Source organism: Arthrobacter sp. SLBN-83, assembly GCF_006715285.1.
Classification (GTDB): Bacteria; Actinomycetota; Actinomycetes; order Actinomycetales; family Micrococcaceae; genus Arthrobacter.
This window is the reverse complement of sequence record NZ_VFMX01000001.1, coordinates 3,757,635-3,778,373: the sequence shown is the minus strand read 5'-3', so window position 1 is coordinate 3,778,373 and position 20,739 is coordinate 3,757,635. Positions and strand designations below refer to the sequence as shown.

19 protein-coding genes are annotated in these 20,739 nt (G+C 66.3%); 11 read left to right on the top strand and 8 right to left on the bottom strand.

Annotated elements, in window-relative coordinates:
- The first annotated feature begins 233 nt into the window (after window positions 1-233).
- Complete coding sequence (locus FBY30_RS17735; RefSeq protein WP_142133903.1) at window positions 234-2,504, top strand: SulP family inorganic anion transporter; 2,271 nt, start codon at window positions 234-236, stop codon at window positions 2,502-2,504.
- Between the two features lie 93 nt (window positions 2,505-2,597).
- Here the strand turns inward: FBY30_RS17735 and FBY30_RS17730 are convergent, their stop codons facing one another.
- The 3 genes from FBY30_RS17730 to FBY30_RS17720 are packed head-to-tail and all read right to left on the bottom strand — an operon-like array spanning window position 2,598 to window position 5,300.
- Entirely contained in the window at window positions 2,598-3,560 is a 963-nt protein-coding gene (locus FBY30_RS17730) for a COX15/CtaA family protein (protein WP_142133902.1), read from the bottom strand.
- 7 nt (window positions 3,561-3,567) lie between these two features.
- Window positions 3,568-4,335: an ABC transporter permease gene (locus FBY30_RS17725; RefSeq protein WP_142133901.1), complete on the bottom strand. Its 768-nt coding sequence runs from the start codon at window positions 4,333-4,335 to the stop codon at window positions 3,568-3,570.
- Window positions 4,332-5,300 (bottom strand): ABC transporter ATP-binding protein, encoded by a 969-nt coding sequence (locus FBY30_RS17720; protein WP_142133900.1) that lies wholly within the window; start codon window positions 5,298-5,300, stop codon window positions 4,332-4,334. Before FBY30_RS17720 ends, FBY30_RS17725 begins: the two co-directional genes overlap by 4 nt.
- Before the next feature lie 170 nt (window positions 5,301-5,470).
- Here FBY30_RS17720 and FBY30_RS17715 point away from each other — a divergent pair, with 170 nt between their 5' ends.
- From FBY30_RS17715 to FBY30_RS17690, 6 genes are read left to right on the top strand one after another with little or no spacing between them, the layout of a single operon-like run.
- On the top strand, window positions 5,471-6,277 hold the full coding sequence (locus tag FBY30_RS17715) for a helix-turn-helix transcriptional regulator (protein WP_235009481.1): 807 nt from the start codon (window positions 5,471-5,473) through the stop codon (window positions 6,275-6,277).
- Window positions 6,277-7,740 carry a Fe-S cluster assembly protein SufB gene (sufB, locus tag FBY30_RS17710; RefSeq protein ID WP_142133898.1) on the top strand — a complete coding sequence of 488 codons (1,464 nt, stop codon included), beginning with the start codon at window positions 6,277-6,279 and terminating at the stop codon, window positions 7,738-7,740. Before FBY30_RS17715 ends, sufB begins: the two co-directional genes overlap by 1 nt.
- Complete coding sequence (sufD, locus tag FBY30_RS17705) at window positions 7,740-8,981, top strand: Fe-S cluster assembly protein SufD (RefSeq protein ID WP_142133897.1); 1,242 nt, start codon at window positions 7,740-7,742, stop codon at window positions 8,979-8,981. The genes sufB and sufD overlap by 1 nt, the downstream gene beginning before the upstream one ends.
- A gap of 16 nt (window positions 8,982-8,997) precedes the next feature.
- Complete coding sequence (locus tag FBY30_RS17700; RefSeq protein WP_142133896.1) at window positions 8,998-9,354, top strand: non-heme iron oxygenase ferredoxin subunit; 357 nt, start codon at window positions 8,998-9,000, stop codon at window positions 9,352-9,354.
- Between the two features lie 44 nt (window positions 9,355-9,398).
- The gene (gene sufC / locus FBY30_RS17695; RefSeq protein WP_142133895.1) at window positions 9,399-10,193 is read left to right on the top strand and encodes a Fe-S cluster assembly ATPase SufC; all 795 of its coding nucleotides are present in this window, start codon (window positions 9,399-9,401) and stop codon (window positions 10,191-10,193) included.
- Window positions 10,194-10,208: 15 nt separating this feature from the next.
- The gene (locus FBY30_RS17690; RefSeq protein WP_058267279.1) at window positions 10,209-10,541 is read left to right on the top strand and encodes a metal-sulfur cluster assembly factor; all 333 of its coding nucleotides are present in this window, start codon (window positions 10,209-10,211) and stop codon (window positions 10,539-10,541) included.
- A gap of 137 nt (window positions 10,542-10,678) precedes the next feature.
- Here the strand turns inward: FBY30_RS17690 and ypfJ are convergent, their stop codons facing one another.
- The gene (gene ypfJ, locus FBY30_RS17685) at window positions 10,679-11,560 is read right to left on the bottom strand and encodes a KPN_02809 family neutral zinc metallopeptidase (protein WP_142133894.1); all 882 of its coding nucleotides are present in this window, start codon (window positions 11,558-11,560) and stop codon (window positions 10,679-10,681) included.
- A gap of 58 nt (window positions 11,561-11,618) precedes the next feature.
- On the opposite strand from ypfJ, the gene FBY30_RS17680 reads away from it, so the two are divergent.
- Both FBY30_RS17680 and FBY30_RS17675 read left to right on the top strand, forming a co-directional pair.
- Window positions 11,619-13,025 carry a class I adenylate-forming enzyme family protein gene (locus tag FBY30_RS17680; protein WP_142133893.1) on the top strand — a complete coding sequence of 469 codons (1,407 nt, stop codon included), beginning with the start codon at window positions 11,619-11,621 and terminating at the stop codon, window positions 13,023-13,025.
- Entirely contained in the window at window positions 13,015-14,193 is a 1,179-nt protein-coding gene (locus FBY30_RS17675; RefSeq protein WP_142133892.1) for a thiolase family protein, read from the top strand. Before FBY30_RS17680 ends, FBY30_RS17675 begins: the two co-directional genes overlap by 11 nt.
- Before the next feature lie 19 nt (window positions 14,194-14,212).
- Here the strand turns inward: FBY30_RS17675 and FBY30_RS17670 are convergent, their stop codons facing one another.
- Genes FBY30_RS17670 through FBY30_RS17660 form a run of 3 tightly spaced genes read right to left on the bottom strand, consistent with a single transcriptional unit; the run spans window position 14,213 to window position 16,206 of the window.
- A complete protein-coding gene (locus tag FBY30_RS17670) occupies window positions 14,213-14,836 on the bottom strand; it encodes an energy-coupling factor transporter transmembrane component T family protein (RefSeq protein WP_142133891.1) in 624 nt (207 codons plus the stop codon).
- Window positions 14,833-15,561 carry an energy-coupling factor ABC transporter ATP-binding protein gene (locus FBY30_RS17665; RefSeq protein ID WP_142133890.1) on the bottom strand — a complete coding sequence of 243 codons (729 nt, stop codon included), beginning with the start codon at window positions 15,559-15,561 and terminating at the stop codon, window positions 14,833-14,835. Before FBY30_RS17665 ends, FBY30_RS17670 begins: the two co-directional genes overlap by 4 nt.
- Before the next feature lie 6 nt (window positions 15,562-15,567).
- The gene (locus FBY30_RS17660) at window positions 15,568-16,206 is read right to left on the bottom strand and encodes a biotin transporter BioY (protein ID WP_142133889.1); all 639 of its coding nucleotides are present in this window, start codon (window positions 16,204-16,206) and stop codon (window positions 15,568-15,570) included.
- Between the two features lie 814 nt (window positions 16,207-17,020).
- Here FBY30_RS17660 and FBY30_RS17655 point away from each other — a divergent pair.
- On the top strand, window positions 17,021-17,533 hold the full coding sequence (locus FBY30_RS17655; RefSeq protein ID WP_142133888.1) for a hypothetical protein: 513 nt from the start codon (window positions 17,021-17,023) through the stop codon (window positions 17,531-17,533).
- A gap of 94 nt (window positions 17,534-17,627) precedes the next feature.
- Window positions 17,628-18,278 carry a hypothetical protein gene (locus FBY30_RS17650; protein WP_142133887.1) on the top strand — a complete coding sequence of 217 codons (651 nt, stop codon included), beginning with the start codon at window positions 17,628-17,630 and terminating at the stop codon, window positions 18,276-18,278.
- Window positions 18,279-18,293: 15 nt separating this feature from the next.
- Here FBY30_RS17650 and FBY30_RS21045 read toward each other — a convergent pair whose 3' ends face one another.
- A complete protein-coding gene (locus FBY30_RS21045; RefSeq protein WP_160141490.1) occupies window positions 18,294-20,705 on the bottom strand; it encodes an alpha/beta fold hydrolase in 2,412 nt (803 codons plus the stop codon).
- Window positions 20,706-20,739 lie beyond the last annotated feature (34 nt).

The following is a 20,739-nucleotide window of genomic DNA, read 5'->3' as shown; positions in this document are numbered from 1 at the left end:
CGCTTCACGCGGGGGCCGCTGTTTCGTTTAAGCGGGCGGGCCACGCGTGCCGCCGCCCCTGAAGCTGTCCGGCCGCACTTCCCTCCGCTCCACGGTTGAGCTTCCCTGGCGGCAGATTTGTTGCCCTGGTCAACGACATGACATTTTTGTCACATCCATCACCTTTTCTGTCATTAAGCGCAGGTTCCTGCTTACGGTGGAGCGGACCCTTCCCCTGAAGCAAAGGAAATTCCATGGAAGTCCGTCCGTCCGCCGTGCCCGCCCCCTGCCACAGCCCGCCAGCAGGGAGGGGAAACCGCGGTCGGTTCTCCTTCCGCAGCGCTCCAATTCTTCGCCACCTCGGCGCCGATGTACCGGCATCCCTGGTGGTGTTCCTCGTGGCCCTCCCGCTCTCCCTCGGCATTGCGGCCGCATCGGGAGCGCCCATCATGGCCGGACTCATCGCCGCCGCCGTTGGCGGAATCGTCGCCGGAAGCCTTGGCGGTTCACCGCTGCAGGTAAGCGGACCCGCGGCGGGTCTGACCGTCGTCGTGGCCGGTCTGGTCCAGGAATTCGGCTGGCGGGTGACCTGCGCCATCACAGCCGCGGCCGGCGTCGTGCAGCTCCTTCTTGGAATCAGCCGCGTGGGCCGCGCCGCCCTTGCCGTCTCGCCGGTAGTGGTCAAGGCCATGCTCGCGGGCATCGGTGTCACCATCATCCTGCAGCAGCTCCATGTGCTGCTCGGAGCCAAGCCCGCCGGATCTGCGTTGGAAAACCTCGCAGCCTTGCCCGCCGCCATCACCAACCTTGAACTGCATGCCGCCCTGCTGGGTTTTGCCGTGGTGGCAATCCTCCTGCGTTGGAAGTTCCTTCCGGCGGCTGTGCAGCGGGTGCCCGGTCCTCTTGCAGCGGTAGGTGCGGGCACTGCGCTGGCCGTGGCGTTCGCCCCCGGTGTGGAGCGTATCTCCCTGGACGGATCCATTCTTGACGCCATTGCCCTGCCGCAGTTGCCTGGCGGAAACTGGCGCGCCTTTGCCTTCGCCATTCTCACCATGGCCCTGATCGCCAGCATCGAATCCCTCCTGTCCGCCGTGGCCGTGGACAAGATGCAGACCGGCCCCCGTACCAATCTCAACCGGGAGCTCATTGGCCAGGGCGCGGCGAACATCGTCTCGGGCTCCCTCGGCGGACTGCCCGTGACAGGCGTTATTGTCCGCAGCGCCACCAACGTGGAGGCGGGCGCCGCCACCCGCATGTCCGCGATTCTGCATGGCGTCTGGGTCCTCGCGTTCTCGGCCCTCTTTGCAGGCCTGATCCAGCTGATCCCGCTGGCGGTCCTGGCCGGTTTGCTGGTGGTGATCGGCGGGCGGCTGATCAAACTGGCGGACATCCGCACCAGCCATCGGACCGGAGACCTGGCCGTTTACGCCGTGACCCTGGTGTGCGTGGTGTTCCTGAACCTGCTTGAAGGGGTCATGATCGGCCTGGCCCTCGCGGCCGCCCATGTCCTGTGGCGTGTACTGCGCGCCCCCATCCGTGCCCACCGCCCCACAGCGCCGTCGTCGCCCTGGCGTGTGACCATCGGCGGCTCGTGCAGTTTCTTCGGGCTGCCGAAGCTCAACGGGGTACTTCAGTCCGTTTCGTCCGGGGCGGACGTGGTGGTGGAGCTCAACGCCGACTACGTGGACCATTCGTTCCGTGAGGCCCTGCTGGCCTGGCAGCGCCAGCAGGAGGCCACGGGTGCCACGGTGATCCTTGAAGAGCATGGCAACACCGTGTTCCGGGATGCTGCCAGCCAGGCCCCACGGCGCGAGGACGCCACCGAACTGCCGCTGCCGCCGCGCAAGGTGCCGCTGCTGGTGGGCATCAACAAGTACCACCGCCGGTTTGCCCATCAGGTGCGTCCGCTGGTCACTGACCTGACGGACGCGCAGAACCCAGACGGTTTGTTCGTGGCCTGCGTGGATTCCCGCCTCAACCCAAACCTGATCACCAGCAGCGGCCCGGGGGACCTGCTCACCCTGAGGAATATCGGCAACGTGGTGTGCAGCAACGCGGGCCAGGAGGCTTCGATTGACGCTGCCTTGTCCTTCGCGGTCAACGGCCTTGGCGTGCAGTCCCTGGTCATTTGCGGCCATTCCAACTGCGGTGCCATGAAGGCAGTAATTGCGGAGGCTGACGGCGGCGGCAACAGCTCTCTGGGGCAGGCATTCACGGGCTGGCTGGACCACGTCCGTCCGAGCTACGCGGAACTACTGGCCGGGCATCCGGTGGGCAGGCAGGCTGCGGCGGCCGGCTACAGCAGGGTGGACCAGCTGGCCATGGTCAACGTGGCCCTGCAGCTGGCCAAGCTGCAGGAACACCCGGTGGCCGGGCCGGCGCTGGCGGCCGGAAAGGTGCAGGCCGTGGGTCTGTTCTACGACATTGCCACGGCGAAGGTCCTGCGCATCAATGCCGACGGTCTCGAGGACCTGGAGGCGGAGTTCGACGCCGGGCTGCAGGGGAGGGCCTTGGCCGACCGGTAGCACGGGCAGCACCATTAACGGCAGGCGCCCCGGTCCCAATCGGGGCCGGGGCGCCTGCCGTTAATCCGTGGGCGGGCCGCTTACTGCAACCGTCTACCTTGCGGAGCTGCGCGTTTCCACCGCGCTGGAGTGGGCGATATCCCAAGCGTTGGTGGATGCGGCCATCAGCAGTGCCGCGCCCAGCATGTGGGCGGCAACCAGCAGCGCCGGGATGCCGTTGTAGTACTGCGTGAAGCCGATGATGGCCTGGAGGATGGTGACGCCCAGGAGCATCAGCACAGCGGTGCGGAACTTGCCGGTGATGCGTCGCCTGAAGACCAGCACCAGCGCCACGACGGTACCGGCGGTGACCAGGTAGGCCGGCACGGCGTGGATGTGCGAGAACAGGTCCCAGTCGAGGTCGTTGCGGGGAGCATTGGCGTCACCGGCGTGCGGCCCGGCCCCCGTGACCACCACGCCGAGCATCACGGCGACGGCGGAGAAAAGGGCGACGGCGGCTGTCACCGGGCGAAGCACGGAAGGCAGTGCGGCGGGACGGGCGGCGAGGAAGCGGCCGGTACGGCCGAACGCGCGGTTCACCAGCAGGGTGGCGAACACCACCAGGGCCATGGACACCATGAAGTGCAGGCCCACCACCCACGGGTTGAGGTTGGTGAGGACCGTGACGCCGCCAATCACCGCTTGTGCGGGGATGCTGGCGAGCAGTCCAAGGGCCAGCAGGAAGAGGTCTTTGCGTTCCTTCCGCAGATTCCACAGGTACACCAGCATGAGGGCGGCGACGGCGGCCAGCGCGAACGTCAGCAGCCGGTTGCCGAACTCGATGAAGCCGTGGATGCCCATCTCGGGGGTGTTCACAATCGAGTCCGAGGTGCAGCGGGGCCATGTGGGGCAGCCCAGGCCTGATGCGGTCAACCGGACTGCGCCGCCGGTGACCACCAGGAGCGTCTGGCCGATCAGGGACGCTACGGCAAGCCGGCGGATGCGGACGTCCACGGTGCGGGGGAGCCGCGAGGCCAGGCGGCCGGCGAACTGGGGAAGGCGTGAAGCCGTGGTCACGATTATCTCAATTCCACTTGAACCAACGGATGGCTGCAGCCCCGGCGAGAACCGTCCAAAGCAGCAGGATGAGGGCGGCGCCGCCGTTCACGGCCCCGCCCAGGAATGCGGCGCGCATCGATTCACCCAGGGCGCCGGACGGCAGGAAGTGCACCACCGCCTGCGCCGCGGCAGGCAGCCGCTCGGCCGGGATCACGATGCCGCCCATGGCCCCCAGAAGAATCCAGAGCAGGTTTGTGATGGCCAGCGTCGCTTCCGGCCGGACTGTCCCGGCCACCAGCAGCCCCAGGGCAGTGAACGCCGCGGCGCCCAGCGCAAGGAGTGCCAGCCCCGGAAGCCAGCCCGCCGCCGTCGGCTGCCATCCCAGTGCAAGGGCAACCAGGCCCACCACCACTACCTGGATGCACAGGACAGCCAGGACAGAGATGACTTTGCCTGCGATCAGCCCGCCCCGGCCCAGCGGCGTGGTGGACAGAAAGCGGAGCACGCCGTAGCGGCGGTCGAAACCGGTGGCGATGCCCTGCCCGGTGAAGGCGGTGGACATGGCGCACAGAGCCAGGATCCCCGGGACGGCCACGTTGATGCGGCTGGAGCCCGTGCCGTCCAGGAAGGGGGTCACGGTCAGGCCGACGAGTGCCAGCAGCGGCAGCACGATCGCCAGGATCAGCTGTTCGCCGTTCCGCAGCATGGTCAGTGCCTCGTATTTGCCCTGGAGCAGGACGCGCCGCGCCAGGGACGCCGGCTGCTGCGTCTCCTGCAATGCTGCCCCGCTCATCGGATGTCCTTTCCCGAAATGTCCAAAAAGACGTCTTCAAGGCTACGCGCCTCAAGGCTCAGTGATGCCGGCATGATGCCCTTCGCTTCCCACCATTGCGCCAGCGCGGACAGGTGGCGCGGTGTGAGCGCGCCGGTCACCGTGTAGCTGCCGGCCCGGGCTTCGGAGAAGTCCACGTCGTCCGGCAGCACTGCAGCCAGGTCGAGTCCGGCGGGTGCTTCAAACGCGAGCGTCCGGACGTGGTCTGCGCCGTGTTCCGTGGCCGGGCTGCGCTGCAGCAGTTCCTGGACGGTTCCTTCGGCGACGTTGCGGCCGCCGTCGATGATGTACACGTAGTCCGCCAGGCGCTGGGCGTCATCCATGAGGTGGGTGGTCAGGATGATGCCCATGCCGCCGTCGCGCAGTTCGGCGATCAGGTCGAACACGAGCTGCCGGGACTGCGGGTCCAGGCCGGCGCTGGGCTCGTCAAGGAACAGGACTTCGGGCCGTCCGATGAGGGCCGCGGCAAGCGCCAGCCGCTGCTTCTGGCCCCCGGACAACCTGCGGACGCTGGTGCGGCTGAAGGTATCGATGCCCAGCCGGGCCACCAGGTCCTCCAGCGGCCAGGGGCGGGCGTACAGCCCGGCGATGTGCCGCAACAGCGGCAAGGGACGGGCCGACGGCGGGAGGCCGCCGTCCTGGAGCATCACACCTACGCGGGAGCGCAGCTCAGCGCCGGCAGTTGCGGGGTCCTGGCCCAGCAGCGAGATGCTGCCGCCGGTACGCTTCTGCAGGCCCTGGGCGCATTCGAGGGTTGTTGTCTTCCCGGCACCGTTGGCGCCGAGAAGGGCAGTTACCTGTCCTCGTTCCGCAACGAGGGAAACGCCGCTGACAACCCTAAGCATCTTGCCGTCCATACTGGACAAGGGGCCTACGTCCTTGATGAGCCCATGGATGGACAGGACGGGGGACTGGGGGGATCGCACCACAGTATTCTACGGGATGTAGTATTTAGCGCTGTCCCGCCCACCCTCTCGGGTGCTGGGCATGGGTGCGGGAAATCGCCCCCCGGTCATAATCGGTTCAAACCCCGCAGGTCAGCCTGCCCTTACTGGAGCCCGGGACTAAATTACGACATGATTGTGTTGTGTATTCCATGACCAACACCACCGCTGTGCCCGTGGCCGGGCCCGGTCGTGCCGCATCCAGTCCTGTGGCTGATGCGGACGAGCGCACCCGGGACCGGGTCCTCGCTGCCGTCCTGGAACACGGGCCGGTCAGCGCCGCCGAACTCGGAGACATGCTGGGCTTTACCCCGGCGGCAGTCCGGCGCCATCTGGACCACCTCTCGCGTGCCGGCGTCATTGAAGTAAAGCGGGTTGCCAAGCCGGGAGCGGGTGCCGGCCGCCCCGCGCGCCGCTACGTCCTCAGTTCCCAGGGCCAGTCAAGCCTGGGCAACGACTACCTGGACATCGCCGCGCTGGCGCTTCAGGAGTTGCAGAAGGTTGCCGGCCCGGATGCGGTGCGGGCCTTCGCCGAGGAACGGTTTGCGGACATGGAGCGCCGGTACGCACCGGAAATCGAACAGGCCGGCCCGGACATCCGCGACCGTGCCACCGCACTTTCAACCGCACTGAGCCGGGACAATTTCGTGGCTTCCGCCGCGACCATCGAAGCCAAGGCGCCGCTGCCCGCGGCACTGTCCAGCGTGCAGCTGTGCCAGGGCCATTGCCCCATCCAGCAGCTCGCGGCCCGGTTCCCGGTATTCTGCGACGTCGAAACCGAAGTCTTCTCAAGGCTGGTGGGAGTGGACGTACGCCGGCTTTCCACCTTGGCGCGGGGCGGCCACGTCTGCACCACCCACATACCTACAGGCAGGCTGTCTGCCAAACCGGCCCCCGCGCCGGCGGCAGCCCCCGCCGGCCTGGACGAAGTAATCAACCATCAGCAAGAAAGGCCGTGATGACGGACCAACTATCAGAGAAAGCAGTAGCCGAAAACACTGTGATCTCGGAGATTCTGCAAAAGAATCCCGAGCTCCACGGCATCGGCAACTACGAGTACGGCTGGGCCGACAAGAACGACGTTGGCGCCAATGCACGGCGTGGTCTCGATGAAGAGGTAGTCCGGGACATTTCGGCCAAGAAGAGCGAACCGGAATGGATGCTGGACCTCCGCCTCAAGGGCCTGAAGTACTTCGACCGCAAGCCCATGCCCACCTGGGGTGCAGACCTCTCCGGCATCGACTTCGACAACATCAAGTACTTTGTGCGCTCCACCGAGAAGCAGGCTGACAGCTGGGAAGACCTCCCGGAAGACATCCGCAACACCTACGAGAAGCTGGGCATCCCGGAAGCCGAGCGCAGCCGGCTTGTCTCGGGCGTTGCCGCCCAGTATGAGTCCGAGGTGGTCTACCACCAGATCCGTGAGGACCTCGAGGCCCAGGGCGTCATCTTCCTGGACACCGATACTGCCCTGAAGGAACACCCGGAGATCTTCCAGGAGTACTTCGGCACCGTGATCCCGGTGGGCGACAACAAGTTCGCGTCGCTGAACACCGCGGTGTGGTCCGGCGGATCCTTCGTGTACGTGCCCAAGGGCGTCCACGTTGACATCCCCCTGCAGGCCTACTTCCGCATCAACACGGAAAACATGGGCCAGTTCGAGCGCACCCTGATCATCGCGGACGAGGACTCCTACGTCCACTACATCGAAGGCTGCACGGCACCGATCTACACCTCGGATTCGCTGCACTCCGCCGTCGTGGAGATCATCGTGAAGAAGGGCGCCCGCGTCCGGTACACCACCATCCAGAACTGGTCCAACAACGTGTACAACCTGGTGACCAAGCGCGCTGTCTGCGAAGCCGGCGGCACCATGGAATGGGTTGACGGCAACATCGGCTCCAAGGTCACCATGAAGTACCCGGCCGTTTACCTGGTGGGCGAACACGCCAAGGGCGAGACCCTGTCCATCGCCTTCGCCGGCGAGGGACAGCACCAGGACACCGGCTCCAAGATGGTGCACATTGCGCCAAACACCAAGAGCTCCATCATTTCCAAATCGGTTGCCCGCGGCGGCGGCCGTGCCGCCTACCGCGGCCTGGTCCAGGTCCGCGAAGGTGCCAAGCACTCGGCCAACACCGTGCGCTGTGACGCCCTCCTGGTGGACACCATCTCCCGCTCGGACACCTACCCGTACATCGACATCCGCGAGGACGATGTGCAGCTGGGACACGAGGCCACCGTTTCCCGCGTCAGCGAGGAGCAGCTCTTCTACCTCATGTCCCGCGGCATGCCCGAGGACGAGGCCATGGCCATGATCGTGCGCGGCTTCATCGAGCCGATCGCCCGCGAACTGCCCATGGAATACGCCCTTGAGCTGAACCGCCTCATCGAACTCCAGATGGAAGGATCCGTCGGTTAATGACTGCCGAAGCAACTACCGAAAAGGCGCGCATCGGCGCACCGTCGATCGCAGGTTTCACCGAGGAAGGCGAACACCTGGTCGCCTCCAAGGTTGACCGCCACCACAGCCACGGCACCCAGGTCATGGCTTCCCGGGCCGAGCGCCTCACCAGCCACGATGTGGCCGACTTCGCAGTGCCCAACGGCCGGGAAGAGGAATGGCGCTTCACGCCGGTTCGCGAACTGGCCAACCTGCTCTCCGACGCTCCGTCGGAGGACGGCGTCCTGGACGTTTCCGTCGAGGCGCCCGCCGCCGTCGTGCAGCGTACCCTTGGCGCAGGCGAGTCCCCCCGTGGTGCCACCCTGGTCCCCGCCGACCGTGCCGCCGTCGTCGCTTCCGCCAACGCCGCTGGCGCCCAGCTGATCTCGATCCCGGCCAACGCCGAGCTGGACGCTCCGGTACGTGTTGTCCTGACCGGCAACGGCGCGGGCCGCCGCAGCAACTCCCACGTGGTGATCGAGGCCGGCGCCAACAGCCGCGGCGTGGTGATCCTGGAACATGGCGGCATCGCCGACCACAACGGCAACGTCGAGGTCCTGGTCCGCGAGGGCGCCCAGCTGACCGTGGTTTCCGTGCAGCTGTGGGAAGACGACGCCAAGCACCTGGCCCAGCACGACGCCGAGGTTGCCAAGGACGCCGTGTACAAGCACATCGCGGTGACCCTTGGCGGCAAGATCGTCCGCCTGAACTCCAACGTCCGGTTTGCCGGTGAAGGGGCCGAGGCCGAACTTCTGGGCCTCTACTTCGCGGACGCAGGCCAGCACCTGGAGCACCGCTCCTTCGTGGACCACAACGTGGCCAACTGCAAGTCCAACGTCCTGTACAAGGGCGCGCTGCAGGGCAAGGGTGCGCACACGGTCTGGGTGGGTGACGTGCTGATCCAGAAGCAGGCCGAAGGCACCGACTCCTACGAGAAGAACCAGAACCTGGTCCTCACCGACGGCTGCCGTGCGGACTCCGTGCCCAACCTCGAGATCGAGACCGGCCTGATCGAGGGTGCCGGCCACGCCAGCGCCACCGGCCGGTTCGACGACGAGCACCTGTTCTACCTGATGGCCCGCGGCATCCCCGAGGATGTTGCCCGCCGCCTGGTGGTCCGCGGCTTCCTCAACGAGATCATCCAGCAGATCAAGGTCCCGGCCCTCGAAGAGCGCCTGACCGAAGCTGTTGAGCGCGAACTCGCGGCAACCGAAAACTAGGAACGGGCAGGGACGTATGAGCGGTACACCCAAGGGCGAACTGGTCTGCAGCGCCAATGACATCCAGGTCAAGCAGGCACTGCGGATCCTGATCGACGGCTACCCCGTAGCTGTGGTACGGGACTCGATGGGGGAGATCCATGCGATCGGCGACACCTGCTCGCACGCGGACATTTCCCTGTCCGAGGGCGACGTGGAAGGCTGCGCCATCGAGTGCTGGGGCCACGGCTCCCAGTTCGACCTGCGCAGCGGCCAGCCGCTGCAGCTCCCCGCCTACGATCCTGTCCCGGTGTTCGCCGTCGAACTCGACGGGGACGACGTCTACGTGGACGTCACCAACGTTTTGAACGGCGCGGCAGTAAACAACTACTGAGCGCCCGCAGCACCAGACTTACGAGCGAAAAAAGAAAGAAGAGCATGTCAACTCTTGAGATCAAGGACCTGCACGTCAGCATTGAGACGGAACAGGGCACCAAGGAGATCCTGAAGGGCGTCAGCCTGACCATCAGGACCGGCGAGACCCACGCCATCATGGGCCCCAACGGCTCCGGCAAGTCCACCCTGGCCTCCACCATCGCGGGCCACCCCCGCTACACCGTGACCAGCGGCAGCATCACGCTGGACGGCGAAGACGTGCTGGCCATGAGCGTTGACGAGCGCGCCCGCGCCGGCGTCTTCCTGGCCATGCAGTACCCGGTGGAGGTTCCTGGTGTCACCATGACCAACTTCCTGCGCACCGCAAAGACCGCAATTGACGGCGAAGCACCCAAGCTGCGTACCTGGACCAAGGACGTCAAAGATGCCATGGAGAAGCTGCGCATCGACGCCGACTTTGCCCAGCGCAACGTCAACGAAGGCTTCTCCGGCGGCGAAAAGAAGCGCGTGGAGATCCTCCAGCTGGAACTCTTCAAGCCCAAGTTCGCCGTCCTGGACGAGACCGACTCCGGCCTGGACGTTGACGCGCTGAAGATCGTGTCCGAGGGCGTCAACCGCGCCCACGCTGAGGGCAACATGGGCACGCTGCTCATCACCCACTACACGCGCATCCTCCGCTACATCAAGCCTGAATTCGTCCACGTGTTCGTGGACGGCCAGGTTGTCGAGGAGGGCGGCCCCGAACTGGCTGACCGCCTCGAGGAAGAAGGCTACGACCGCTACGCCAAGGGCGCCGGATCAGCCACCATCGCGGCCGAGGCCGCAGTACAGGCCTAGTAAGGACTCATTGTCATGACCGAAATCACGCCGGGCCGCACGGCCCTGGAGGACGTCGAAGAGGCGCTCAAGGACGTCATCGACCCTGAGCTTGGCGTCAACGTTGTGGACCTCGGCCTGCTGTACGGCCTGAAGTATTCCGACGACGACGGTGCGCTCCTGATCGACATGACGCTCACCACCGCCGCCTGCCCGCTCACCGATGTGCTCGAGGAGCAGGTAGGCCAGGCCCTGGACGGCGTCGTGGACGACTGGCGCCTGAACTGGGTATGGATGCCGCCATGGGGTCCCGAACGGATCACCGACGACGGCAAGGACCAGATGCGGGCCCTCGGCTTCAACATCTGAAAAAAGTACGACGACGGCCGGGCACCTTCTCCGCGAAGGTGACCGGCCGTCGTCGTTGGCTCATCGATTGCTCCATAAGCGCCGTTTGGGGCGCCAAAAGGGCGCTTACGGAGCAATGGATTGGGTTAGTTGATGAGTTACAGGGTTGCCGCGGAGAAAGTGTCGCACTGCTGGATGTCCCCGGACTGGTAGCCGCGCGTGAACCAGCGCTGGCGTTCCTCGCTGGAGCCGTGGGTCCAGCCTTCGGGGGAGACGCGGCCGGTGGCTGCCTTCTGGATCCGGTCATCGCCCACCGACGCGGCTGCCGACAAGGCATCGTTCACGTCCTGCTGGGTGAGGGGTTCCAGGTAAGGCTGGCCGGTGGCGGGGTCCTTTGTGGTGGAGGCGTACTTGGCCCAGAGTCCTGCGTAGCAGTCGGCCTGCAGTTCGGTGCGGACCGAGCCGGACTCCGGCCCCTGCGGATCCTGCTGCGCCCGTTTCAGGTCACCGAGCAGGTTCTGAACGTGGTGGCCGAACTCGTGGGCCACCACGTACTCCTGGGCCAGGGGACCACCGGAGGAGCCGAACCGGTCCACGAGTTCCTGGAAAAACCCGGGATCGAAGTAGGCGGTGGTGTCCGTGGGGCAGTAGAAAGGACCCACCTCGGAGGTGGCGGGCCCGCAGCCGGTGTTGGTGCTGCCGCTGAAGATCACTGCCTCGGGCTGCGGGTACTGCACCTTGTACTGCTTGAGGTAGCCGGGCCAGAACGCGTTGAGGCTGTTCACCGTGCCGGTGATCCTGCAGTCCAGCCGCGCATCCGCATCCGCTCCGGTTTTGCAGGCCGGAGCCGTGCCCTGGGACTGCCCGGCGGTGCCGCCGTCGGTCAGGCCGCCGAGCATGTTCGGGTTGATGCCCAGGAGGAGCGCAACAAGCAGGACCAGGCCGCCGCCGATTCCGCCGCCGACCTTCACACCGGTCCCCATGCCCCTTCGGTCCTGGACCTGGCTGGGATCAAGCTGCGCGTTGTCATTGAAACTCATATCGTCACAATACCCGCGGGCCCGGTCCTCAATCCGTGCCGGCCGGTAAAGTTGGTCCGTGCCATTCCTGAACAAGATCCAGCGCTGGGCTGAGCACCGGCCGCACGAAACCGCCGTCGTGGTTGGCGGGCGCCGGCTTGACTGGGCAGGGCTGTGCGATGCGGCCGCCGGGCTGGTGGCCGGGACGAAGTCGGTGACCACGCTCTGCGAAGCCAATTCCGTGGATTTTGCCGTGAGGTTCGCCGCTGCTGTGGCCGGCAACCGGCAGTGCGCCGTCCTGGATCCGGACTGGCCCGCGCCCCTGCAGGAAGACATCGTCAGGCACGTGGAGGTGAACAGTATTGCGGCGCCGGTGTCCCCGGACGAGGACCTCGTGGATGGACCGCCGGAGTCCACCTTCCTGATCGGCCTCACTTCCGGGACCACGTCGGTACCCAAGGCCTTCACCCGCTCCCGCGGGTCCTGGCAGCAGTCCTTCGATGCCTCGATCGAATTCTTCGGCCTCCGCCAGGATGACGTCACCCTTGCCCCGGGACCGCTGGCAGCCAGCCTCAACCTCTACGCCCTGGCTGAGTGCCTCTACGCCGGTTCCGAGTTCCAGACGCTGGAGACGTTCGACGTCGGCGACGTCCACGCCGCCATCACGCACGACCGCGTCACCCGGCTTGTCCTGGTGCCCACCATGCTGCGGATGCTCAGCGAACGCGGCCTGACGGGATGCGTTGACGCATCGGGGATCCGCAGCATCATCTGTGCCGGCTCCAAGTTGGACGCCCGGACGCTGGAAGCTGCCCGCCGCTGGGCCCCGAATGCCACCATCTACGAGTACTACGGCGCGTCGGAACTGAGCTTCGTGTCCGGGCTCGGACTGGCACCCGGCCAGGCTGCAGCCCCCGGTGGAACGGGAATCGGGCGGCCCTTTCCCGGCGTTGACGTCGCCATCCTGGATGACGGCGGCAGCGAGGTGCCGGACGGCGGGTACGGCAACATCTGCGTCCGCAGCGGCATGGTGAGCAACGGGTACCTGTGGGGCGACGACGGCCAGGCACTGCGCTCTTTCGGCAGTTGGTACACGGTGGGGGACCAGGGCTATCTCGAGGACGGGGAACTGCACATCCTGGGCCGGCGCGCCGACATGATTCTTACCGCCGGCCGGAACGTCTACCCCCACGAGGTGGAGTTGGCCCTGGCGGCAGTCCCCGGTGTGGCGGCCGCCCTCGCAGCCGGAATGCCGGACGATCTGCGCGGCCAGCGGGTGGTGGCCGGCGTGGTTCCGTCCCACGGCGGGATCACCGCCACCCAGCTCAGGGCAGGCCTGGAAGAACTCCTGTCCCGGCATAAGCGTCCCCTGCAGTACTACCTCCTGCCGGAACTTCCCACCACGGACAGGGGCAAGGTCAGCAGGAGCCTGCTGCTGGAGTGGATCAATTCCCGGGACCCAAGGGCGCGGCCCCTTGCCGGCTGACCTGCTGCCGCCGGAGCGCCAACCCGTCATCGTTGCCGCCCGGCGGACACCGGTGTGCCCGGTCAACGGTGCGCTGCGGAACCTGCGCGCCCATGAACTCCTCGCGCCGGTCCTAAGGGAGCTGGTCTCGGAGGTTGCACTCGATCCCGCGTCCGTCACCGACGTTGTCATCGGCAATGCCGTGGGCGGTGGCGGCAACGTGGCCCGGCTGGCCCTTCTCGAGGCCGGACTTCCGGTCAGTGTTCCCGGGATTACTGTCGACCGGCAATGCGGTTCGGGCCTGGACGCCATTGTCCTCGCCGGCCGATTGGTGGCAGCAGGGGGCAGCCCTGTCTATCTCGCTGGGGGAGTGGAAAGCACCAGCACAGCGCCTTTGCGCGCCCACAGGACGGACGACGGCGGCGCGGACTTTTACCGCCGTGCCCAGTTTGTGCCGGAAAGCTTCGGCGATCCGGACATGGGCGTCGCGGCAGAGACTGTGGCGCAGGAATTCGGCATTGGCCGGGAGCGCCAGGACGCCTTCGCGTTGGCCAGCCACCACAAAGCCTTGGCGGCCATCCAGGACGGTCGCTTTGCCCGCGAAATCGTCCCGCTGGCCACAGACACTGGCACGGTCTCGACTGACGGTGGCCCCCGGCGCGGCCTCACCCCTGCCATCATGGGCCGGTTTCCGGCCGCCTTCGTGACAGGAGGAACTGTCACCGCCGGGAACTCCTGCTTTGATGCCGATGCCGCCTCCGCCGTCGTTATCACTTCCCTGGAGCGCGCGCGGCAACTGGGTGCCCGCGACGGGCTGCTGGTGCGGGGCACCGCAACCGCTGGCGTTGAGCCCGGGCTGCTGGGCATCGGTGCTGTGCCGGCTGCCCGCGGACTGCTCGCGGAGGCCGGTGTAACGGCTGACGAGGTAGACCTCGTGGAGTTCAACGAGGCCTTCGCGTCGCAGACCCTCGCGTGCCTGGACCAGCTGGGAATCGACCCCCACCGGGCCAATCTCGATGGCGGGGCGCTGGCGCTGGGGCATGCCTATGGCGCCTCGGGAGCGGTGCTGGTGACCCGGCTGCTCGCGCAGGCGCGGAGGGCAGGAACATCGAAAGCCCAGGCGCTGGCCATGATCAGCATGGCGGGCGGAATGGGCACCGCCGCGTTGTTGGAATACCGGTGCCTCTAGCCTTTCACGGCAGCCGGCTTCAGTCCTCGGCCTCGCCCAGGCCCCGGGCGGCGAGTGCTTCACCCGTTTGCCGCGCATAAGCCACTGAGGTGATGAAGACCGGCAGGACCAAAGCCCGCGGATTGCGCTCCAGGCCGCGGGCCTTGGCGGAGTCACGGACATCGGCGAAGGTGCCGGCGATGAACGGGATGCTGCGGAGCATGATGCCGATTGTCAGGGCAAAGCGCTCCGGATCCGCGCCGAACCTCGTGAAGGGACGGGCAGCCCGGACGATGCCGTCGAGGAGCCGCTGAATGGGGGTGGTGGCGGTTAGCAGAGACGCGGCCACCACGCAGAGCAGGATGTTCAGCACGATCCTCGCCGCCGTGGGGCCACCGAGTTGCCACCACTGGAAGAGCGCAATCACCAACAGCACGGGGGCAAGCGGCCGGATGGCCTTCCAGAGCCTTTTCACTCCGGCGCCGGAAAGCAGGAAGAGGGCGCAAAGCGCGGCGAGTACGGCTGCGGAGATGCGCCAGTCAACAATGATGAAGGAAACCAGGCCGCAGGCGACGACCAGGAGGAACTTCAATGCCAGCGGCGCCCGGTGCAGGAGGGAATCGCCGGGCACATAGTTGGCCAGGAGGAAGCCGTGTCCCCTCACTGGACGTCCCGCCCCGTGTTGAGCCCCTGCATGCACCAGGAACGGTAGGCAGTCACTGCTTCTGCAGGGGCACCGTCGAAGGCCACGCGTCCGTCCTCGATCACCAGGACCCGGTCCATGTCCAGGGCCAGTTCGAGGTCGTGCGTGGACAGGATGATCTGCTGGTCCAGGCCCGCCAGCGTCCTGCGTAGCAGTTCGCGGTTGCGCAGGTCCAGGAGGGTGGAGGGCTCGTCGAGGACCAGCACTTTAGGGTCGACGGCGAGCACGGCGGCGAGCGCCATGAGCTGGCGTTCGCCGCCGGACAGTTCGTAGATGCTTTGGTCAGCCAGGTGCAGCAGGCCCAGTCTTTGCAGTGCGGCTTCTGCCTGGCTGCGGCGTTCGGCCGCGTTCCGGATGGACCGGCGCAGGGACAGCTCCACGTCCTCCCTGCCCGTGGGCATGACCAGCTGGGACAGCGGATCGGTGAACACAAACCCCACGTTGCGCCGGACTTTCCGGACGGCACGGACTGTATCGTCGCCGTCGACCGCTACTGTGCCTGTGGTGGGCTGGATCAGCCCGTTGACCAGGCGCAGCAGAGTGGATTTGCCGGAACCGTTGGCACCGATGATGCCTATGCGCGCTTCCTCCAGCCGGAGGTTCACCGGGTGAAGGAGCACCTTGGGGTGCGGGGAGTCCTCCCGTTCTACGGCGACGGACGCCTGGGCGAATGTCACAGCGGGCATGGGGGCCTAGGCGCTCTCGGCGGGCAGGGTACGGCGCCGGACGCGGCGCACCAGGACGTCCGGGAAGGCCCGATGAAGGGCGACGGCGATGGCGGCTGCCAGGACGTTCTTGATAATGTCGCCGGGGTAGAAGACGAGGTCGCTTAGGAAGGCCTGCTCCAGTGTGGCCTTGGAGTTCATCGCGATGCCGACGAACCCGAGCGTGTGCACGAAGACGATGCTCGTGGCTGTCGCGGCGAGGAAGAACCAGAGGGCACGGGCCTTCACGGTCCGCCGGATCACCAGGGTGGCCAGCCATCCCACGACGAATGCGGCGATGGGGAAGGCGATGATGTACCCGGCCGAGGGGCCGGCGAGGATGGCCAGGCCGCTGCGGCCCTGGCTGAAGATGGGCAGGCCGGCCAGGCCCAGGAGCGTGTAAAGGCCGACTGCGGCGAATCCGCGGGCGGGTCCGAGCACCAGTCCGGTGAGCATCACCGCCAGGGTCTGGAAGGTGATGGGGACGCCGAAGCCGTTCAGGGCCAGGCCCGGCACCAAGGCTGCGGCGGCAACCAAGGCAGCGAAAACGGCGATGAGGCCCAGGTCTGTGCCGTTCCAGCGGCGACGGTCCGTCGGAGGAGTGGTCTTGGTGGTGATGCTGCTCATGGCGGTCCTGTCGGGGTTGTACAAGCGGAATCTAATGTACAGCCGACGCTACCGGGGTGGCGCGGGGTCCATTTTGTAGGGGTTCCACTAACGCGGAGGGTCGCTGTTTTCGGGTTGGGCACAATGAGCGCATACCTAGAGTTCTTGATGCCTTCGGACGTTATGCGGGCCGACTATCAACGAAGGAGTCTGGACGGCGGTGGCTTCTAGGGTCGTAATCGAGGCGTTACTGGTCTCTTCTATAGCCTCGGTGTTTACGCCATAGAGCTCTGACTAAGCCTGCTGCGAAAGCTGTCACCAGGAAGAGGGAAACTGTGGTTATGGTCCAGGTGGCGGTGTAGCCAGCTGGGGGGCCTACGTAACAGGAAGTGTCTCCTTCATAGTCCTCGGTGTATCCAGCGCACCGTCCTATGGGCATCCAAAGCCATCCCGTGAATAGGACGATCGGGGTTATGAAGAATATCCATGGCCAGGATCTGTTCCACGGCCGCTCATCAATTTTTCCCATCATCCTGCCCCCTGTGGCGAGTGTATCGAGGAAGGACGGGGGAAAACATATGAAGGGGCTCTGGCCTTTTGACTTCCGGTCTTACTGTCATGGACCCAGCCGATGAGTAATAGCACCAGGGGTCCTGTGAGCGACAGGTTTGCGTGTTCCCCTCCGTATGACGCAGCCGGATGTGTCGGGGTGGACGCGCTGCGCGGCCGGCCCACAGGGCATAGGGTGTTCCACATCAGACGACTTTTGACAGCTTAGTTTGTGTCGCGCGGCGCCCAGTGGCGTCCGTTGGTTCTCAGGGGGAGGGATCGGGCTATGGCGAATAAAATCTCAGATGCTCTCACTTCCTTTGACGCGTTCGCGGAGTTGAGGGATGGGGTGGGAATCAACCCGTTCAAGCTGGCCTGTACCCTTACAGCTCCCGCGTCCCTTGAAGAAATCGAAGCATATTGGCGCAACGGCGTTCCGGCCGAGCTGCGGCAACTCTGGCTAACCAGCCGAAATGCACGTCTCTTTGAGGACACTGAATACGGACAGTGGGGTCTGGCCCTTCTCTCACCTAAGGAGGCGGCGGCACGGACGCTCGAGTTTCGTACTGCCCGGTCGGAAGACGCCATGCCAGCAGACATCGTCTGCGGTGAATTTTTAGGTGACTCGGACCTTCTAATCCTGTCTGGCAACGGAGACGGGATCCTGGTTGCTCTCCCGCTGGACCCTAGATCAGACTGGTACCGTCCTGCTCCAACCTTGTTGAGCTTTCTCGCCCAGTACCGTGAGGCGCTCGGGGAGAAGTACTGGGAATTCGAAATCCCCAGGGCTGGACTCTAGGGTGGGCAGCATCGCGGATGACGAGAAGGCGACATTGGGGGATGCAAAAGGCACTCGTGACCGCGGTCCATGGACGTTCGCGGCGGTTTGCGTCATGGTCGTCTCAATGGGCCTGCTGCTCTACGGCTTGGCCCAGGTGCCGCCGGGCCAACTGCTGCCCGGCTATACCGCCTCTTACCTTCTGATCGGTGCCTGCATCTTCGGTCCATTGAAGAAGGTGTCGTTGCGGCAGGCCGCGGCGTTCCTGCTGCCCGGCGCCCTACTCGCTGTCCTGGCACTGCTGGATTTTGGTTTCTGGGCTGGCGGCTGGCTGCTAGGGCTGCCGGCATGGGGTCTGCTGCTGAGCCGGTGGGCGCCGGAGAGCCCGCTCCGTGTGCTGCAGCTGCTGAAGTTCCTCGGCCTGCTGGTGCTGGGCATGGCCATCTTCACGTTCAACGTGATCTACCCGATCCCGAGCCTGGGCCTCTTTCTGCTGCCGGTGATCCCACTTATCCGGCTGGTCTTCCTGGTGTACCGGGCCCGGCCGCTGCAGGGCACCGTCGAAGTTCTCCTGGGGATCGCCGCCCTCGTGGTCGCCTTCATGATTGCCACCCCGGAAGGCTCCTGGTCGTCGCCCCGGACCCTCGCCGGCGGGGCCGCCACGGTCGGACTCATGATCGCGTTCTGGGCACGTGGTCAACCTCGCCGCTCCCGGGCACGCTGGGCACTTACGGCATCCCCGGCAGCGCCTGGTACGGGCTCCTAATCGGACCTTTCTTGGCTACCGGTAGCTGGCCGCCTGACGGTCTGCGGAGACCCTCGTAAGGAAGTCCTCGACTATCGCCGCGAACTCGTCGGGCCGTTCGATCTGCGGCATATGTCCGGTCTTGGCAAAGACGTGCGTCTCCGCGCGGGGCAGCGCCGCGGCGGCCGCTTCAAGGTGGCTGAACGGCAGGACGTGGTCGTGGTCACCCCACACCACCAGCGCCGGAACGTCGGACGTGGCGAGCGCCCCGATCAGAGCGGTGCGCCACCCGTCCCGGACACCGGAGATCGTTCCCAGGTCGCGGGCGACGTCGAGCAGTGTCCGGCGGTGCGCCTCCCGCTGCGACAGTGCGAGCGCGTGGCCGATGCGGTCGTCCGTGACCAGCGTCTTGTCGTAGAACAGCGACTGGACGGTCCGGCGTGATGCTTTCTCGTCGGGCCGCAGGAGCAGGGCCGCGAGCGGGCGGACCGCAAGGAGGCGAAGGACCAGTGCCACTTCCTTGCCGAATCCGGCGCTGTTGGCCAGCACGAGCGCGGAGACGCGGTCCGGGTGGTCGGCGGCCAGCTTCATGGCCACGGCACCGCCGAGCGAGTTGCCCATTACGGGCAGCGGCCCGGAAACCCCGATGGCGTCCAGGAAGGCCGGCAGGATCCCGGCCAGCTTTGCGAGGGTCGTCGTGCCGGGGAGCCGTTCGGAGTACGCGAAGCCGGGAAGGTCGACGCTGTAGACCGTGTGCCGGTCCGAGAGCCGCTCGTGCTGTTCGTTCCAGTCCTCAAGGCTCTGGCCGATGCCGTGCAGCAGCAGCACCGGATCCCCGCTGCCGGTCTTCCGGTAGCGCAGGCGTGTCCCCGCGACGGTGACATGGCCCGTTCCCGGCAGTGCGAGGGGATCCCGAGACGGGGGCGCGGGTTGCCGGCCGGTTTCCCGCACCGGCTGCCCGCGCCGGCCGAACCGGACGTGATTGGTCACCCGGCCGGCCCGGAGCAGGGCGAAGTCACGGAAGTAGTTCTGGTGCAGCCGCCACGGCGAGCCTGCGCCCTGCCGGGGCAACTGGTCGGCGCCACGGAAGATGTAGCCGGCCTTCAGGTCGATCAGCGGGGACAGCGTGCCGCTGGCGACGTCGGCGGGTGCCACGGGTACCACCCACTGGAGGTTCCGGCGGTCGAGCTGTTTGATCAGCCTACAGATGTAGCCGGCGACGAGGTCCGCCTTCAGGGTCCAGGACGCGTTGGTGTAGCCGATGGTGAGGGCAAAATTCGGCACCCCCTCCAGCATCATGCCCTTATAGGTGAGTGTTCTTCCGACGTCCACGGGCTCGCCGTCGACGGAGACCTTCATGCCGCCGATCACCAGTAGGTTCAGTCCCGTGGCCGTGACGATGACGTCGGCGGGCAGTGATGTGCCGGAGGCCAGGTCGATCCCGTCCGGGGTAATGCGGGAGATCGTGTCCGTCACTATCTCGGCAGTGCCGGCACTGATCGCCCGGTACAGGTCCCCGTTGGGGATCGCGCAGACCCGCTGGTCCCACGGCTGGTACGACGGGGCCAGGTGCGTGTCCACCGGGAAGCCCGCCGGGAGTTTGGCTACTGCCGACTTGCGCAGGATCGCCTTCATCGTCTCGGGCCGCCGTCGGCTGAGCTGGTAGGTGAACATGGAGAAAAGAATGTTCTTGAAGCGTACGACGTCGTACGCCAGTTGCGCGGGCAGCTTGCCCCGGAGGCGGTCGGCCAGGTGGTCCCGCGCGGGCACGGGGGCGATGTAGGTGGGGGAGCGCTGCAGCATCGTCACCTTGGCCGCCGACTTTGCCATGGACGGCACCAGCGTCACGGCCGTGGCGCCGCTGCCGATGACCACCACGCGCTTTCCCTCATAGTCGAGGTCGGCCGGCCAGTGCTGCGGGTGGACGATCGTTCCGGCAAAGGTGTCGGCCCCGTCGATGGCCGGGGTGAACCCCTCGTCATAGCGGTAGTAGCCGGAACAGACGGACAGGAACGAGCAGGTGAAGGTGACCGGCTCGGGGGAGGAGGCGGGGTCGCCGGACCGGAACTCGCCGCCGGAGGTGTGGATCGCCGTCACGGTCCACAGTGCGGTTTCGCTTGACCATGCGGCGGAAATGACCCGGGTGTTCAGGCGGATCTGCGGCGCCAGGCCCTCGTCGGCGACCGTAGCCTCAATGTACTCGCGGATGGACTCGCCGTCCGCGATCGCCTTGGCGCCGGCCCAGGGCCGGAAGGAGTAGCCGAGCGTGTACATGTCGCTGTCGGACCGGATCCCGGGGTACCGGAACAGGTCCCAGGTTCCCCCGACGGCGTTCCGCGATTCCAGTACGGTGAAGGTTTTTCCGGGTAGGTCGCGCTTCAGTCGGCTGGCGAAACCCACGCCGCTCAGCCCGGCGCCGACAATCAACACATCTAGGTGCTCGCTCATGCCGCCAAGTTATCGACTTAATGTTGAAGCAGTC

Excerpts from the sequence above, each read along its gene's own strand:
- FBY30_RS17735 (WP_142133903.1), top strand. The coding sequence starts at position 234 with ATGGAAGTCCGTCCGTCCGCCGTGCCCGCCCCCTGCCACAGCCCGCCA.
- FBY30_RS17725 (WP_142133901.1), bottom strand. The coding sequence starts at position 4,335 with ATGAGCGGGGCAGCATTGCAGGAGACGCAGCAGCCGGCGTCCCTGGCG.
- FBY30_RS17715 (WP_235009481.1), top strand. The coding sequence starts at position 5,471 with ATGACCAACACCACCGCTGTGCCCGTGGCCGGGCCCGGTCGTGCCGCA.
- sufB (WP_142133898.1), top strand. The coding sequence starts at position 6,277 with ATGACGGACCAACTATCAGAGAAAGCAGTAGCCGAAAACACTGTGATC.
- sufD (WP_142133897.1), top strand. The coding sequence starts at position 7,740 with ATGACTGCCGAAGCAACTACCGAAAAGGCGCGCATCGGCGCACCGTCG.
- FBY30_RS17700 (WP_142133896.1), top strand. The coding sequence starts at position 8,998 with ATGAGCGGTACACCCAAGGGCGAACTGGTCTGCAGCGCCAATGACATC.
- sufC (WP_142133895.1), top strand. The coding sequence starts at position 9,399 with ATGTCAACTCTTGAGATCAAGGACCTGCACGTCAGCATTGAGACGGAA.
- FBY30_RS17690 (WP_058267279.1), top strand. The coding sequence starts at position 10,209 with ATGACCGAAATCACGCCGGGCCGCACGGCCCTGGAGGACGTCGAAGAG.
- ypfJ (WP_142133894.1), bottom strand. The coding sequence starts at position 11,560 with ATGAGTTTCAATGACAACGCGCAGCTTGATCCCAGCCAGGTCCAGGAC.
- FBY30_RS17665 (WP_142133890.1), bottom strand. The coding sequence starts at position 15,561 with ATGCCCGCTGTGACATTCGCCCAGGCGTCCGTCGCCGTAGAACGGGAG.
- FBY30_RS17660 (WP_142133889.1), bottom strand. The coding sequence starts at position 16,206 with ATGAGCAGCATCACCACCAAGACCACTCCTCCGACGGACCGTCGCCGC.
- FBY30_RS17655 (WP_142133888.1), top strand. The coding sequence starts at position 17,021 with ATGGCGAATAAAATCTCAGATGCTCTCACTTCCTTTGACGCGTTCGCG.
- FBY30_RS17650 (WP_142133887.1), top strand. The coding sequence starts at position 17,628 with ATGGTCGTCTCAATGGGCCTGCTGCTCTACGGCTTGGCCCAGGTGCCG.
- FBY30_RS21045 (WP_160141490.1), bottom strand. The coding sequence starts at position 20,705 with ATGAGCGAGCACCTAGATGTGTTGATTGTCGGCGCCGGGCTGAGCGGC.